Annotated in this window: 15 protein-coding genes; 14 read left to right on the top strand and 1 reads right to left on the bottom strand. The window is 52.9% G+C overall.

What is annotated here, in order from left to right:
• Nucleotides 1-22 precede the first annotated feature (22 nt).
• The 12 genes from thiL to D3P08_RS19315 all read left to right on the top strand — a co-directional run bounded on the left by thiL (nucleotide 23) and on the right by D3P08_RS19315 (nucleotide 12,874).
• Entirely contained in the window at nucleotides 23-1,111 is a 1,089-nt protein-coding gene (gene thiL, locus D3P08_RS19365; protein WP_119601578.1) for a thiamine-phosphate kinase, read from the top strand.
• Nucleotides 1,112-1,124: 13 nt separating this feature from the next.
• Entirely contained in the window at nucleotides 1,125-1,610 is a 486-nt protein-coding gene (gene tsaE, locus D3P08_RS19360) for a tRNA (adenosine(37)-N6)-threonylcarbamoyltransferase complex ATPase subunit type 1 TsaE (RefSeq protein ID WP_119601651.1), read from the top strand.
• Nucleotides 1,611-1,613: 3 nt separating this feature from the next.
• Nucleotides 1,614-2,429 (top strand): tRNA (adenosine(37)-N6)-threonylcarbamoyltransferase complex dimerization subunit type 1 TsaB, encoded by an 816-nt coding sequence (gene tsaB / locus D3P08_RS19355; protein WP_119601575.1) that lies wholly within the window; start codon nucleotides 1,614-1,616, stop codon nucleotides 2,427-2,429.
• A gap of 2 nt (nucleotides 2,430-2,431) precedes the next feature.
• Nucleotides 2,432-2,920, top strand: coding sequence for a ribosomal protein S18-alanine N-acetyltransferase (rimI, locus tag D3P08_RS19350; RefSeq protein WP_420819048.1), 489 nt, complete (start codon nucleotides 2,432-2,434; stop codon nucleotides 2,918-2,920).
• Nucleotides 2,917-3,987, top strand: a complete 1,071-nt coding sequence (gene tsaD, locus D3P08_RS19345; protein ID WP_240647654.1) for a tRNA (adenosine(37)-N6)-threonylcarbamoyltransferase complex transferase subunit TsaD — start codon at nucleotides 2,917-2,919, stop codon at nucleotides 3,985-3,987. Before rimI ends, tsaD begins: the two co-directional genes overlap by 4 nt.
• Nucleotides 3,988-4,841: 854 nt before the next feature.
• Nucleotides 4,842-6,383: a 2-isopropylmalate synthase gene (locus D3P08_RS19340; RefSeq protein WP_119601649.1), complete on the top strand. Its 1,542-nt coding sequence runs from the start codon at nucleotides 4,842-4,844 to the stop codon at nucleotides 6,381-6,383.
• 33 nt (nucleotides 6,384-6,416) lie between these two features.
• Complete coding sequence (locus tag D3P08_RS19335; RefSeq protein ID WP_119601570.1) at nucleotides 6,417-7,229, top strand: class I SAM-dependent methyltransferase; 813 nt, start codon at nucleotides 6,417-6,419, stop codon at nucleotides 7,227-7,229.
• A gap of 406 nt (nucleotides 7,230-7,635) precedes the next feature.
• Nucleotides 7,636-8,403, top strand: coding sequence for an ABC transporter ATP-binding protein (locus tag D3P08_RS19330; protein WP_420819047.1), 768 nt, complete (start codon nucleotides 7,636-7,638; stop codon nucleotides 8,401-8,403).
• A 193-nt stretch (nucleotides 8,404-8,596) separates the two neighbouring features.
• Nucleotides 8,597-9,532 carry a polyprenyl synthetase family protein gene (locus D3P08_RS19325; RefSeq protein WP_119601566.1) on the top strand — a complete coding sequence of 312 codons (936 nt, stop codon included), beginning with the start codon at nucleotides 8,597-8,599 and terminating at the stop codon, nucleotides 9,530-9,532.
• 129 nt (nucleotides 9,533-9,661) lie between these two features.
• Complete coding sequence (gene comX, locus D3P08_RS27380; protein ID WP_162848536.1) at nucleotides 9,662-9,826, top strand: competence pheromone ComX; 165 nt, start codon at nucleotides 9,662-9,664, stop codon at nucleotides 9,824-9,826.
• Between the two features lie 23 nt (nucleotides 9,827-9,849).
• Nucleotides 9,850-12,246, top strand: a complete 2,397-nt coding sequence (locus D3P08_RS19320) for an ATP-binding protein (RefSeq protein ID WP_119601564.1) — start codon at nucleotides 9,850-9,852, stop codon at nucleotides 12,244-12,246.
• Nucleotides 12,224-12,874: a response regulator transcription factor gene (locus D3P08_RS19315; RefSeq protein ID WP_119601562.1), complete on the top strand. Its 651-nt coding sequence runs from the start codon at nucleotides 12,224-12,226 to the stop codon at nucleotides 12,872-12,874. The genes D3P08_RS19320 and D3P08_RS19315 overlap by 23 nt, the downstream gene beginning before the upstream one ends.
• A 51-nt stretch (nucleotides 12,875-12,925) precedes the next feature.
• Here the strand turns inward: D3P08_RS19315 and D3P08_RS19310 are convergent, their stop codons facing one another.
• Nucleotides 12,926-14,863, bottom strand: a complete 1,938-nt coding sequence (locus D3P08_RS19310; RefSeq protein WP_119601560.1) for an ABC-F family ATP-binding cassette domain-containing protein — start codon at nucleotides 14,861-14,863, stop codon at nucleotides 12,926-12,928.
• 152 nt (nucleotides 14,864-15,015) lie between these two features.
• On the opposite strand from D3P08_RS19310, the gene D3P08_RS19305 reads away from it, so the two are divergent.
• The gene (locus tag D3P08_RS19305; protein ID WP_119601558.1) at nucleotides 15,016-15,645 is read left to right on the top strand and encodes a 5-formyltetrahydrofolate cyclo-ligase; all 630 of its coding nucleotides are present in this window, start codon (nucleotides 15,016-15,018) and stop codon (nucleotides 15,643-15,645) included.
• Nucleotides 15,646-15,661: 16 nt separating this feature from the next.
• Nucleotides 15,662-16,129 (top strand): cyclic pyranopterin monophosphate synthase MoaC, encoded by a 468-nt coding sequence (gene moaC, locus D3P08_RS19300; protein ID WP_119601556.1) that lies wholly within the window; start codon nucleotides 15,662-15,664, stop codon nucleotides 16,127-16,129.
• Nucleotides 16,130-16,132: the final 3 nt, after the last annotated feature.

Genomic DNA, 16,132 nt, shown 5'->3' with positions numbered 1-16,132 from the left:
AATGACGAAGGAGACTAATGCTTTGGACGAATTTGCAAGCATTCGGCATTGGACGGCGAATCGTCAGCCGGCAAGCTGGCAGCATGCGCGCGGGGTTGCGCTTGGCATAGGGGATGACGCGGCCGCGCTTGACTTCGGCAATGCGGAAGACGGCATCACGGGAGATAAACGGCTCTTGCTTGCCATGGATACCATGGTCGAAAGCGTGCATTTCTCCGAACGGACGATGCGCGATGAGGATATCGGCTTCAAAGCGTTAGCCGCTAATGTGAGCGATATTGCCGCAATGGGCGGGGTGCCGCTTCACGCGGTTGTTTCGGTCAGCGTCCCGAGAGCTTATGGAGCGGAACGGATGAAGCGGGTATATGACGGCCTGTATAGCTGCGCCGAACGGTACGGTATTGCGGTCGTAGGAGGCGACACGACCTCCTCTCCCGCTCACATGGTCATAAGCGTAGCGTTAACCGGCGCGGTTGAGGCCGGCCTCGAGCTTCGGCGTTCAGGGGCGAAGGCTGGGGATGCGGTATTTGTGACGGGGCCGGTCGGGATGTCGGCAGCGGGCTTGCATCTGCTGCAGCATGCGGGTGCTTCACGCTGGGCCGAAGGGTCTCAGAGGCTGGATGACAATTCGTACGGCGTTCTATGCGCCGCCCATCAGCGGCCTGCGCCGTCTGTCCTTGCCGGAAGGCTGCTGCTGAAGTCCGGCTTCTGCCATTCGCTGAATGACGTGAGCGACGGGCTGTCCAGCGAGGCTTGGGAGCTGGCGGAAGCGTCGGGACTGCGGCTTGTGCTGGAGGAGAGACTGCTTCCGAAGAGCGGCAGCCTGAGCACGTATGCGGCGAGCGTTGGCGTGAACCCGCTGGAGTGGATGCTGTATGGCGGCGAAGATTACGTTCTGGTAGGGACGGTCTTAAGAGAGTCTGCCGACTCCGTCAAAGCCGAATTTCATCGGCATGGATTGCCGTTTTACGTGATTGGCAGAACGGAAGAAGGGCCGCCTGACGTTGAGCTGATCCCGCTGTCCAGCCGCATGGACGGCGCGGGGGCGAAGGCCCCTAGAGGCCATCGCGTGAAGGTGGAGAAGAAGGGGTACAATCATTTTGGAACATGAACGGGTGGATGAAATGGAGCAGCGAATCGCGCTAGCCAACTGGGAAATTGAGCGACTGCAGGAGACGGCGGAACTGGCGTCGAGGATTGCGGCCGCAGCTGGGCCGGGCACAGTCATTGCGCTTGACGGCGATTTAGGAGCGGGCAAAACGACATTCTCGCAAGCATTCGCCGCGGCCATCGGCGTGCAGGGTGTCGTGAACAGCCCGACTTTTACGATTATTAAAGAATATGAAGGCGAGACGCTGCCTTTCTATCATATGGATGTGTACCGTTTGTCCCAAGATGAAGCCGATGATTTGGGGCTGGACGACTACTTCTATGGGGATGGGATAACGCTCGTCGAATGGGCGAGCCTCATAGAGGAGCTGCTGCCCTCTAATCGTCTGGAGCTGTATATCGAGAATTTGGGCGGAGAGAGAAGAACGGTTCGGGCGCGCGGCATAGGCGAACCGTACGCGGATTGGTGCGAACAGTGGAACAGGATGGGAGCGACGTAAAGGATGGCGGAACCGTATAACGGAACGATAATCGCGCTGGATACTTCAACGGCGGCGATGGCTGCGGCGATTATAAGAGGGGATGAGGTGCTGGCGGAGGTCGAATCGTTAGCCGAGCGCAATCATTCCGTACATGTGATGACGAATGTAAAAGCATTGTTGCAGGAGACGGGAATATCGAAGGATGAGCTGGATGCGATCGTGGCGGGCAACGGTCCGGGCTCTTATACAGGGATGAGGATTGCCGTTACCGCAGCCAAAACGTTGGCATGGGCATGGGAGAAGCCGCTTACCGGCGTCTCCAGCCTTGAAGCGATCGCTTATGGCGCGCTGCATGTCGGACTGGGGCTAGGAGCGGGCGACCGCCTGACGGCGTCAGCTGACGAAACGCACTGGGTGCTGCCGATCATGGATGCGCGTAGAGGTCAGGTGTACAGCGCTTGCTTTGCCTCGGGCAGGGAGGCGGTTTGGAGCCGGCGGCTTCCGGATGGCGTACGCATCATGAAGGATTGGGCGGAGGAGATCGCCAAGGAGGCTTCGGAGACGGTGCAGGAGAGTCCGCTTGTCTTATGGCTGACCGGCGACCTCTCTCTCCATGGCGAATCCGCCTTAAAGCTTCAAGAGCTGGGGCGGGAGGCCGGCGTCGATGTCCGATTGCTGCCTCATGTGCTGCAGGGACGGTATCTGGCCCGGCTTGGCGGACAGCGGCTCGCAGCCGGCCTCATCGAAAATGCGCATACGTTCACGCCGAACTACACGCAATTGACGGAGGCGGAAGTCAAGCTGAAGGCGAAGCAAACGGGAGAGATACAGGGATGAGCATGGATACGGACAAGCTGATTTACCGGGCGATGACGATGCCCGACATACCGGCGATCCTGGCCATTGAGCATGAGGCTTTTACGAGTCCTTGGTCGGAGGAAGCGTTCGTTAACGAGCTGACCAACAATATGTTTGCCCGCTATATGGTGATGGAATACCGGGGAGAAGTGCTGGGGTATGGCGGCATGTGGGTGATCATGGACGAAGCCCATATCACGAATATCGCGGTTCGCGCGGATGTAAGGGGAATGGGGCTCGGCAACCGATTGCTTGAGCAGCTGCAGCGGACGGCCGCATTTTTTGGCGCGGCCCGCATGACGCTGGAGGTTCGGGTTTCGAACGAGCTCGCCCAGTCCCTCTACCGCAAATTCGGCTTTCAGCCGTCAGGCATTCGTCCCCGTTACTATTCCGATAACAATGAGGACGCGCTTATTATGTGGGCGGAGCTTGACGTCGAGAGGCTGAAGTCGGGGGAAAGAAGGTATTGAAATTGGAAAATGTTCAATCGGCGTCTTCCGTCACGCACGAAGATGCCCTTATACTAGCGATCGAGACCAGCTGTGATGAGACATCGGCGGCCGTCATACGCGGCGGCAAAGAGATTTTGTCCAATGTCGTATCCAGCCAAATCGATGTTCACGTCCGTTTCGGAGGCGTCGTTCCGGAGATTGCTTCGCGCAAGCATGTGGAGACCATTACGCTTATTATGGAGCAGGCGGTGAAGGAATCGGGCTGCGCGCTTAAGGATTTGACGGCGATCGCGGTTACGCAAGGACCTGGCCTTGTCGGCGCTCTTCTGGTCGGAATCGTCGCGGCCAAAAGTCTGTCGCTCGCTCTGGATATTCCGTTAATCGGCACGCACCATATTGCCGGACATATCTATGCCAATGAGCTGGTGCATCAGCTGGAATACCCTTGCATGGCGCTTGTTGTGTCCGGCGGGCATACCGAGCTGGTGCTGCTTGAAAGCGAGGGGGAATTCCGCGTTGTCGGCCGAACGCGAGACGACGCGGTGGGGGAAGCCTATGATAAAGTCGCGCGCGCATTGCAATTGCCTTATCCGGGAGGACCGCATATCGACCGGCTTGCGGCGGAGGCGCAGAACGTAATCGAGCTGCCGAGAGCTTGGCTCGAAGCGGACAGCTACGATTTCAGCTTCAGCGGTTTGAAATCGGCTGTGCTCGCCGTCATTAACCAGACGCGAATGAAAGGCTTGGAGCTTGACGAGGCGGCGCTTGCGCGCGGCTTTCAGGAGTCGGTGATCGACGTGCTGGTCGCCAAAGCGCTGCGCGCAGTGAAGCAGTTCGGCGCAAAGCAGCTGCTGTTGTGCGGCGGCGTCGCGGCCAACCGCGGACTGCGTGCCGCTCTGACGTCCCGCTGCGGGGAGGAAGGCGTTAAGCTGCTCATTCCGCCGGGCTCGCTCTGCACGGACAATGCGGCAATGATCGGCGCGGCAGCCCATCTGAAGCTGAAGCGCGGACAATTTACGGAGCTGGATATGAAGGCGGATCCCGCGTTACCGCTGGAGCAATGGTCGCTTTCGAAAAATGAATAATCGTCTGAATTGACAGATAATGTTTCATTGCATATAATAAGCAACAACACTTCAAACCTCATACAATGAAACGCTAAGAACAGGAACAGTAGAACGGATCTGGAATACTAGAGAGCTGCGGGTCGGTGCGACGCAGCCGAGGAGACGTTCGAAGCTCGCCTGGGAGCGGAGCGATGGAAGAGCGGATGATTATAACGGTCGTCACAGACCGGCATAATCGCTGCTTGCGTACATAGCTACGGTTAACCTACGTGATTAGGTTCATAAGGTCCGGCATCCGGAGCCGGTCTTATGGTTAAGGTGGGCTTTCCTTATCGTGCGGATTACGTGCGTGAGGAGCCAACAAGGGTGGTACCGCGCGGGTCATAACAGCCTGTCGTCTCTTGAATAAGGAGGCGGCAGGTTTTTTGTTGTCTGGAAGTGGAGCTTGAAGCTTGAACGAGTGCAAAATCTCCAATTGAATCATAAGAAACGCGAAGAACAGGAGCAAGTAAGACATAGGCTGGATTTCGCCGGAGAAGCTGCGTATTGGCGGCTGCTCCTCGAACAGAGAGCTGCGGGTCGGTGCGACGCAGTCGAAGCTTAGTCTGAAACTCGCCTGGGAGCGGATTGCGGGAACGTCAGCGAAGACCGAGGGTGATCTTGGACGGGTTGACGCTACTGCGATACGGTTAGCCCCCGTCATCCGGCCAAAGCGGGCTCGCGCGATTACGAATTTCCAGCTGGAAATGATCGGATCAAACGGCCAATTAGAGTGGTACCGCGGCATAGCGAAGGCTTGTCGTCTCTTTATCGAGACGGCAGGCCTATTTTTTATTCAAAAAAACTGAGGAGGAAAAACAATGACTGCAAATATGAAAAGGATTCAAATTTTTGACACGACCTTAAGAGACGGGGAGCAATCCCCAGGCGCCTCGATCGCGCCGGAGAGAAAAATCGTGATCGCGCGCCAGCTGGCAAAGCTGGGCATCGACGTCATTGAGCCGGGCTTCGCCGTATCGAGCCCTGGCGAATTCGCCGCAGTGCAGCAAATCGCGAGGGAGCTGCAGAACGTGGAAATCGCCGGCTTCGCGCGGGCGGTGAAAGGGGACATCGACGCGGCGGTGCAAGCGACGCAGGACGCGGCGCGCAGACGGCTGCATCTCTTTATCTCATCGTCGGATATCCATCTGAATCATCAGCTTCGCAAATCCCGCGACGAGGTCATTAAGATCGCGCGCGATATGGTTGCCTACGGCAAGCAGTTTGTGGACGAAATCGAATTTTCGGCAATGGACTCTACACGTTCGGGACGGGAATTCGTAATCGCGCTGGTAGAGGCGGTTATCGCGGAGGGAGCCACGATTATTAATTTGCCGGATACGCTCGGTTACGCGATGCCAAACGAAATGGCGGACCTGATCCGTACCGTTAGACGGGAAGCGAGAGGCGGAGATACGGTTCGGTACAGCGCTCATTGCCATAACGATTTGGGGCTTGCCGTCGCCAACAGCTTGGCTGCAATCGAGGCGGGGGCGACTCAAATTGAAGTGACCGTCAACGGAATTGGAGAAAGAGCCGGCAACTGCTCGTTAGAGGAGCTCGTAATGGCGATTGAGACGAGAAAGGATGCTATGCAGGCTGAGACAGGCATCAACATTAGCGAGATCTATGAAACCTCCAGACTGGTCAGCCGAACGATGAATTTCCCGATCGCTTACAATAAGCCGATTGTGGGCCGGAACGCCTTCCAGCATGAATCCGGCATCCATCAGGATGGCCTGCTGAAAAACCGCAGCACGTACGAGATTATGGATCCTGAGGCGATGGGGATTTCCCGGAACATGATTATTCTGGGCAAGCATTCCGGCAGCCATGCCATCAAGCACCGCCTCTCGGAGTACGGCGTCGAAGTGACGGAAGAGCAGCTGAAGAGCATTTACGAACAGTTCAAAAAGGTCGCCGACGGCCAAAAGATCGTAACGGACGATCAGCTCATTCGGATTGCGGGCGACATGATGAAGACGCGTCCTGACCCGTACACGCTTGTCGACCTGCAGGTTCATGCCGGGACGCAGCGCGCTAGAAGCGCAACCGTAACCATCTGCGAGAATGAACAGGGTGTGGAACAGTCCTATATGGCTATGGGAGCGGGACCGCTTGAGGCGGTCATCCATGCGATCGGGCAGGCGATCCCGGTTACGGTCGAGTTCGAGGATTTGGAGCTTCACTCGTTGTCCACAGGCGAGGACGCGCATGGCGAGGCTGTGGTGAGCATTGTCCACAACGGAATCCGATATCGCGGCACGTCGATTAACCAGGATATTATATTGGCTGCGGCCGAAGCCTATATTTCGGCTTGCAATCAAGCGGTCATGACCGCGGGAGCGCGCCAGAACAAACGGGAAATCGTCTAGCCGGTGAGTTGAATAATGAGGGAGAGAACCCGGATGGAAGAAGTGAAGGATTTCTACCGCGCTTTCGATGAAGAGGGGCGGCTCGATCGCGAGCCGCTCGAATTCCAGGTAAACCTGCATTATATCCGTAAATTCTTGCCCCCAAATGGCCGTGTTGCAGATATCGGCGCGGGGCCGGGCCGCTACGCTCTAGAGTTAGCCCGCATAGGGTACCAGCTGGATGTGGCCGACATCATGCCGCGCTTTCTAACGCAAGCGCGGGAAAGAGCGGAGAGTGAAAGGCTGGCCGCGCGTTTCTCGGGGTTTTATGAAGCGGACGCCAGAGATCTGAGCTGCTTCTCAGATGAATGCTTCGACGCGTCTCTCATGCTGGGGCCGTTCTATCATTTGCAGCATCGAAAAGAACGAGAGCAAGCGGCAAGAGAGCTCCGCCGCATTACGAAACAGGGAGGCGTCGTGTTTGCCGCCTTTATGCCTAGAATCAGGCATTTGATACAATCCTTGCAGCAACCGGAGCATTGGAAACCGAATCATCGGATCGAGGGGCTGCGTCGTTTTCTGGACACCGGGATATTTAATCATTCCGACCCCGGCAGGTTTACCGGGGCATATTTTGAGCGGATTGAAGATATTGTTCCTTTTATGGAGGATCAGGGCTTCCGAACAATCGAACTGGTGGGATCGGATGGATTCGCTCAAGCTCTACATGAGAACTCGATTCGCTATTGGCGTGAACAAGGCGAATCAACATGGGATGAGATGATGGAGGTCATCTGCGAAGGCGCGAGAAGTCCGTATCTGCTAGGGGCTGCCGCCCATATTCTTTATATTGGAAGGCGCAGCTAGTTAGCGCAATAATCAAGCCACTATACACGTTGTGCACAATGTTATCCACATACCTACAGGCAAATGTGTATAACATTGAAATAGCGAGGTATAAAAGGCGATTGAACAATCGAATGAAGTTCTTGTAAACGTGGATAGTTTTTTCACAAGTACACTGTGGATAATGTGTATAACGTGAATAATTATCCACGTTCTTTATTGCGAAGAGGAATCAGCCCCTAAAACTCTAGTTTTCTCGACCCCATTCGTTATATCTTTCGACAGAATTCACAAACAATTTATTCACCGCTGTGGATATCTCTGTGCATAACGTTTTTCCAGTCATTCGGAGCGCAAACCTTTTGCGCAAATTACGAAATAGTTTTTCGGTGAAATCGCGGGAGGGATCGGCTATCGTAAAAGTACAATGAATGATACGGAGGCAAACCGAATGGATCATGACGCTATTATTCATGCAGACAGAGTGAGTAAGCATTACGGGGCGAATAATGCAGTTAAGCAAGTATCCTTTCAGGTGAATCGCGGCGAAATATTCGGCCTTATCGGGAAAAACGGAGCAGGCAAATCAACCCTGCTGGAGCTGTTGTCGGGGAATCTCGCGCCGGACGAAGGCTCTTTGCGCGTTCATGGATTTGATATGCGCGCCGAAGGACATAAGCTGAAGGAGCATATTAATATTTTCTCCCAAAGCACGTCGCTGGTAGACCGATTGACGGTCCGCGAAGCGCTGGACATGTTCCAAGGCTTCTACAGCCGGCATTGCGATATTGACGCCGTTATGGAGCAATTCGGACTTACCCCATACGCCGATAAAATTGTTCGTCGTTTATCCGGCGGCTTAAGGCAGCGCACAACGCTCGCAATTGCAATCGTGAACGATCCGGCTCTTATTTTTTTGGACGAACCGACGACGGGATTGGACGTGCAGACGAAGAAGGAATATTGGGCGATACTTTCTTCTTTAAGGCTGCAAGGGAAAACGATTGTTATCGTTTCGCACGACTTAACGGAAATGCAAGCGCATTGCGACAGAATCGGGGTCATGCGCGAAGGCCGGTTTGTCGCCTGTAATGAACCAAGCCTCTTGATCAGCAGCCTTCCGAGCGGCGGGTTGACGATGGAAGCCGTTTATATGCATTACGCTGTTGGTGAAGCAGGAGGTGTTGAAGTTTAAGAGCTTTAACTTCGGAGACCGCGGCGGCCATTTGACACCAGTTCGCAGAAGCATAATCGAGAAAAGAATGGAGATGATCGCGCTTCTCTTGAACAAACGAAACGAGGAGGGGATTAAAAAGAAGGCTGGGGAGGATGTATCCAGTCGAAATTCATAGTATAATGGGTTATTATGGCTTTTTGGAGGTCTGAACTTGATAGAGTTCAATTCTCGTGTCGGATCAAAAATGAAAGAGATCGTTCTAGCCTGGTTCAGCGCCGAGCCTCTCGCCCGTTATACGCTCCAGTTTATTGCGGACAAGCAAGAGGAGAAGATGATGTTCGGCGAGCTGACGAATATTCACTATCGAATGTTCGGCGGGCAAAATGCAGATATCGAAGCGGCGTCAGCGGCAATCGAGCTGTTTATTCTCGCCTCGGATATTTTGGATGATTTAGAGGATGGGGATGCGCCTTCCAAACCATGGATGAACATTCCCCATGCTCTTTCTTTGCATATTGCGACTTCTCTCATCACCCTGTCCCAGCAAGCGCTGCTTCGCGCGGCTCCAAATGCTGCGATGCGCGGCGAGCTGGCCGATATGATGAACAGGCAGCTCCTCCAATCGGCGAACGGGCAAATGCTGGATCTCATGAACGACATACCGGATGAAGACGCCTACCTAGAGATGGTTCGGCAGAAATCGGCATCGCTCCTCGTGCTGGCCTGCATGGCGGGTGTTATGCTGGCGGGTCGTCCGTGGCACCCGGACGTTGCCGACTATGCGGCAGAGCTGGGCATTGCAGCGCAGCTGCGCAACGATATTCGAGATCTGCTGCGATGGGACGAAAAAAGCGACTTCCTTAACCGCAAGCGAACGCTCCTAACGCTGTATCTCCTAGAAAGTCCGGAAGAGCAGTCCGGTTGGCTCAAAGCGTATTATGCGGGAGGAATCGACCTGTCGGAGGCGGCTGGGCACAAAGCATTATTTTTACAGACGTGCGAACAGTCAGGAGCTGCTCTCTACGGTTCGGTTGTAAGCCGAATGCACTATAATCGGTTTGAGGAGAAACTTGCGGGGCTTGATGCGGATTCTACGTGGAAGGAACGGCTGCTTAATCTGCTTCAAGGCAAATTTAAGGAGGAATAGGCGCGCAAATCACGCAAAGGTCATTTCGGTAAATACGAATGATGTTTGCGTTGGCGCATCTCCCATTTGTTGATATAGTATAAATGTACTAAAGATTTTTAATAGATTAAGAGAAGCGGAGGAATTCAAATGTTGAAAGAAACGATTCGTCAATTGGTGAACAGCACTGAAAAACTGTCTATGGCAATGGGTGGACAGCTTCAACTAGCAGGAGTTTCCTCAGCCGAACAAAAAGCTCTTTTGGACGAACTGAAGGACAAGAAAGAAAGCGGATATTCTTACATGTGGGAATAGTAGTCTGAAAGGATGAGGATTGCATGAGAACGACATCATATAACCGCATAAGTACAATCCTCTTCTTTTCTTCTTTTGTCGCTGTTCTTGTTTATTTGACGGTTGTGATTACGGGAATGCCGTCAATTGGGGTCCTGCTTGCGAAAGAATCGGAACAAGTCTATATCGTTCAATCCGTTGAGCCCGGCAGCCAGGCTAAGACTTTAGGGATTAGTCCCGGCGATCAAATTATGACCGTGAACGATCAGCCGGCTCATCATTATAAGAACGTCATCAAATATCATTCGCTTGAATACGCGGATCACGTCCTTGTCAAACATAAGGACGGCACGACTGCATTCATCCAATTTACGAAAGATTGGACCAGCGGCTATTCCACAAAGGAGCTTATGCTTCAGCTCTACGTGCCCGGAATATCGTTGCTGATCTTTTTTGCATTTTCCGCATTTCTGTACGTGAAGCGTAAGGACGATCCTGCGGCTCGCATGCTTATCCTATTTTTTATGTCGATCGGCATTTGCTATTACAGCTCCGCGGCTTCCCACCGCAGCGATCCGGTCGGGCTTTCGGTCATCTATGTGATTCTTCCGATCATCTCCTTAATCTTTATGAAGTTCATGAACATTTATCTCCAGAGGTTTAACACGCAATTTATAAGCGCCAGAGCGCTTCGGTCTTTGTTTATTTTGGCAGGGTCAGTAAGCGCATTCAGCTTGCTTTACATATGGACGAACCTATTTGAGTTCGAGGTGCTCTCTTTTATTAAGATCGCTTTCGGCGGAGTTGTTCTGATAGGCAACTTAATTTGTCTGTACCATCTTGTCCATAAGTTCATGAAGCACAGACGCTCCAAGCTGAAATCTTTGTTTACGATTACCCTGACTTCCCATGTTATCGCGTTTTCGCCGTTTGCCACGATGAATTTGCTTCCTCTTCTATTAGGGCAGAAGCAGATTTTGCCGGCCGCGTTTACGGCTTTATTTTTGTTCGTTTTGCCGATTGTTTATTTTTACCTATCGACTTCGAACCAGCTGTTCGACATCGACTTTATTTTAACGCGCTTTAAGTACTATACGGCATTGTCCCTGATCCCGGCGGTTTTGGTCGCTACGGCGGTATCTCTGCTGCTTCTCAGAAGCGTGCCGGGCGTTTGGGCGTATTGGTTCTATCTCTTTTTAATCGCGTTTATCGGCATGACGCTGTTCTTATACGCCAAGGAGCAGATCGATCAGCGCTTCCGTCCCAAAATTTTCAAAGCGATGTACAGCTATCAGGACAGCTTGGACCGATTCTCTCGAAGCGTAGCCAGGGTGATGAAGCAGGCAGACCTCGAAGCCGTGCTGAAGCAAGAGATCAGTTCACTGCTTCCTGTTAACCGGCTCACCTTCCTTATCGTAGACCAAGAGGAGCAGACGGTGTATCCGATGACCGATGACCAGGAAGTGAAGGTGACGGCCGATTTTCTGCTCGGGATCGTCAGCACGTTTAAGCTTGGCGAACTGATCGATTTGCCGTATGGGCTTGGACTCATTATCGGCAAGCAGCGCTCGCGCTATCATGTGCTGTGGATCGGACTTAAAACAAACCACACGCGGTTCAACACGGATGAGATACGATGGCTGAAGACGATGGCGAACTATTCGAGCATCGTGTTCGAAAATCTGTATTTAATAGAAGGATTAATTGAAGATCTGGAATCCGAGGTGCGGAAGGAACAGACGACTTCGCCGTGGGTGCTCCGCATGTTATTTCTGTTGTCGGAGAACGAAAGGCGCAAGCTTGCGGCCGATTTGCACGATTCCGCCTTGCAGGACCAGTTAATCTGGTACCGGAAGCTGGAAGCGGTCATGATGGATCATCCGCTTACGGATAAGCTTGGAGGCGAGCTCGAGCAGATCAAAGAGGGACTGCTCGATGTCATTCACCAGATTCGCGAGACCTGCAATGAGCTTCGTCCGCCGCTGCTGAAGGAAATGGGCGTCGTGGAAGCCGTTGAATCGATCATTGAGCATACCCAAATGCGGGTGAATTTTGAAGTGCAGTTTCGTTCCGCGCCTTTCCATGAGCAGCTCGACGAAGAGCAGATTACCGCGATATACCGGATTGTTCAGGAGCTGCTCCGCAATGCGGACAAGCATGCCGGAGCCAAGCTGGTGCAGCTGGAGCTCGAGCTTCGGGAAGGAACGATTTATTTCAGATATCAAGACGACGGCGTCGGTATGGACGTCAACCATATGGTGGAGTCGTTTGAGCATATGGGCTTATCGGGAATTAAGGAACGCGTAGCGAGCTTGGAGGGTGACATCTCCTTCTATTCCGAGCCCGGCAAAGGTCTTGAAGTCATCATTCTCATGCCGGTTATTATGTCGAATGGATTGTCGGAGAGGGGAATTTCTCATGATTCGTATCTTATTAGTTGATGATCATCCGTCTGTAGGCGAAGGGACCAAAACGATGATCGAGCAGGATGGCGAAATGAAGGTGACGGTTGCATTGTCTGCGCTGGAGGCGCTCGACAAAGTGCACTCCGAGCCGTTTGATATTATTTTATGCGATTTGAATATGCCTGGAATTAGCGGCTTGGAATTAACGAAGCGGCTGATTCAGAACGACCCTGAACGCAAGGTGATTATTTATTCGGGCTACGAAATCGGCACCCATTTTAATCTGCTGATTGAATCCGGAGTGTCCGGTTTTATCTCAAAAACCGCATCGAGGGAGCAGCTGCATAATTCGATTCGATGCGCGCTCCGTGGAGAGGCGGTCATTCCAATCTCGCTGCTGAAGCAGCTTCGCAGAAATGAAGTGTCCATCTCAAGGCCGGAGCTGTCTATCGAGGACGTGTCCATTAACGAGAAGGAAATGACGATTCTGCATGAGGTGGCCGCCGGCGTAAGCAACAAAGAGCTAGCCAGTATTCTTCATGTCAGCCAGCGCAATGTCGAATATCAGCTGACCAAAATATTCGAGAAGCTGAATGTTAGATCCCGGTCTGAGGCCATTCGTGAAGCGAAGCGATTAGGGCTTATCAGCATGGAGCAGTACTAACGGTAATCAGAGCAGCAGCCTCATGACGAAGTCATGAGGCTGCTGTTGTAATTACACCATATATTGCTCCCATTGCTCATAAGCTTCGGCAAGCGCTGCTCTTTTGGTGTCGATTTCGGCCTGCAGCTCTTGCACCCGCACATAGTTCCCGAAAACTTCGGGATCGGTGAGCTGCTCTTCCAGCAGGGCGATTTGCTCTTCAAGCTGCGCAATTTCGTTCTCCAGCTGCTCGGCTTTCCGCTGGCGGTTGCGTTCTTCGCGCTTCGCTTGTTTCTCCGCCTCATAAGAGCTAGCCGGAGGGGCCTCGACTGTGGCAGCCGCTTTCTTCGCCGCGTTTCGTGACTCTAAAGCTTCTTGCGCCGCTTCTTCGATTTCTTGTTTTTTATCCAACATTTCGTCATAATTTCCCAGGAAATGCTGAACGCCGTTAGGTCCGAGTTCGACAATGCGTTCCGCCATTTTGTTCAGGAAGTAACGGTCATGCGAAATGAAAAATAACGTGCCTTCGTAATCGAGCAAAGCAGACTCCAATACTTCCTTGCTATACAAGTCCAAATGGTTGGTGGGCTCGTCCAGTATAAGGACGTTCGCTTGGGCTAGCATGAGCTTGGCTAACGATACGCGGGCTTTCTCGCCGCCGCTTAACGAAGAAATTCGTTTCAGGACATCTTCGCCGCTGAACAGGAAGTTGCCCAGCACGGTGCGGATTCGGGTTTCCTCCAGATGAGGATAGGTACTCCAAACCTCCTCCAGAACCGTGTTTTGACCATTTAATCTCGTATGCTCCTGGTCGTAATAGCCGAGCTTGACGTGAGAGCCGAACTGGATCGTGCCGGTAGTTGGACTCAATTGCCCGACCAGCGTTTTGAGCAGTGTCGATTTGCCGATGCCGTTAGGTCCGATGAGAGCTACTGTCTCTCCGCGGTTCAGCTTAAAGTTAACGTTCTTAAATAATGGCTGATCGCGGCCCGGAAAGCTTACGGATAAGTTCTCGACGGTCAATACATCATTGCCTGTCATCCGTTCGATCTCGAAGGTGAAATGCGCCTTCTTCAGATCGCCAAGCGGCTTGTCCAGACGTTCCATTTTTTCGAGCGCCTTACGCCGGCTTTGCGCGCGCTTCGTTGTGGAAGCGCGGACAATATTGCGTTGAATGAACTGCTCCATTCGCTCGATTTCTTCCTGCTGCTTTTCGTAATGCTTAAGATTCGTTTCGTATTCTGCGGCTTTAAGCTCAAGGAATCGGCTGTAGTTGCCTGTATATCGTTTGGCGGAATGCCGTTCGATCTCGATTATTGTGTCCACTAACGCATCTAGGAAATAACGGTCATGAGAGACAACCACGATCGCGCCAGGATAGCCGCGCAGGTAGGATTCCAGCCAGGTTAACGTTTCGATATCCAAGTAGTTGGTAGGCTCGTCGAGCATTAACAAATCCGGCGCTTGAAGCAGAATCCGGGCAAGCGCGAGACGTGTTTTTTGACCGCCGCTTAGCGTTGCAATCGGTGTATGGGGGTCGAAGGCTCCGAATCCCATGCCGTGAAGGACGCTATTGATGCGCGTATTGATCTCGAAACCGCCTTGCTCCCTGAACCAATCGGAGCGTTTCGCGTAACGGTCCAATATTTCGGCATATTTCTTCTCGTCGGAATGCAGGTCCGGATCGGCGATTTTGACCTCGAGCTCACGCAGCTCATTTTCCGTTTCGATCAATTTGGCGAATACCGCCCGCATTTCTTCAATAATGGTACGGTCGGATTGCAGGCCGCTGTTCTGTGCCAAGTAGCCGAGCCTTATATCCTTCGCTTTATGGATTTCGCCGGAATCCGGCACGATCTCGCCGGCAATAATTTTTAATAGCGTCGATTTGCCGGCGCCGTTCACGCCGACTAGTCCGATCCGTTCTCTCGGCAGCACTTGCATGGATATATGAGATAGAATGGCGCTGACGCCATAGCTTTTTGAAATATTAGAAACTTGCAGCAGCATAAAGGAACCTCCACTTCATGATTGCAAAAAATCAGTTTGCGATGCTTCTCTCTAGTTTACCACAAACTAGCGCCAAGATTGGCGAAATCTGCTTAACAATGGTACACTACAAGAAAAATAACGATGCTGCAGCATAGAACGGATGAGGTGGAATGGCTCAGTATCACGGATGGCAGGATAAAGCGGCCTTCCGCCTGGAAATGAAAAACAAGAGGGAAGCCATTGCGGAAGAGCTCCGGCGAAAGCGCTCGGAGGCGGCTTGTAATCGGCTTATCGAATGGGCGGAGGCAAGCGGTATGAAATCCGTTATGGCTTATGCCTCGTTTCGAAGCGAGCTGAGCTTGGATCCTTTCATAGAATGGTGCTGGGAGAATGGGATTGAGCTGATCCTTCCTCGATGCATCCCGGAGGCTCGAACAATGACGCTTTACCGGCTGGAAAGCTGGAGCCAGCTGACGGCAGGCGCTTACGGCATTAGGGAGCCTGATCCTGCCCGGATTGCCGCACTGCCAGCGGACTATCTGCCGGATGCCGTTGTTGTGCCTGGTCTTGCGTTCGACCGGCAAGGCGGCCGAATGGGCTATGGCGCGGGCTATTATGACCGGTTCGCCGAGCATGCCATTCGTCTGGCGGAGAGCCGGAGACAAAAACTTCTATGGATCGGAGCAGGATTTGAAGCCCAGCTTGTAGAACGTGTACCGTTGGAGGCTCATGATCTTCGCCTTGACGGCGTTGTGACGGAGCAAGCGTTTTATAGTTCGCAGCAAGCGGACGGCAGATGAGGAAGGGGCGGTACATATGGAGTTAACTCACTTCAATGACCAGGGAAGAGCCCGTATGGTCGATATATCGGAGAAGGAAGTGACCTCCCGGGAGGCGACGGCACAGACAACGGTTCGGATGAATCCCGAAACGCTGCTTCGCATTAAGGAGGGCAAAATCGGCAAAGGCGACGTGCTTGCCGTCGCGCAGGTTGCCGGCATTATGGCAGCCAAAAAAACATCGGATTGGATCCCAATGTGTCATCCTCTATCGTTGACGGGCGTAAATATAACGTTCGGCGATAACGGAGAAGATGAGCTTTATATAGAAGGAACTGTGAAGACGACAGGGAAAACCGGGGTGGAGATGGAGGCGCTGACCGCCGTATCCGCCGCCGCTCTTACGGTATACGATATGTGCAAGGCATTGCAGAAGGACATGGTCATCGGCCCGACGCAGCTTATGGCGAAATCGGGCGGGAAAAGCGGGGATTACCGGCGCTAGAAA

Source organism: Paenibacillus nanensis (assembly GCF_003583765.1).
GTDB lineage: Bacteria > Bacillota > Bacilli > Paenibacillales > Paenibacillaceae > Pristimantibacillus > Pristimantibacillus nanensis.
This window is presented reverse-complemented; position numbering and strand designations above follow the sequence as displayed.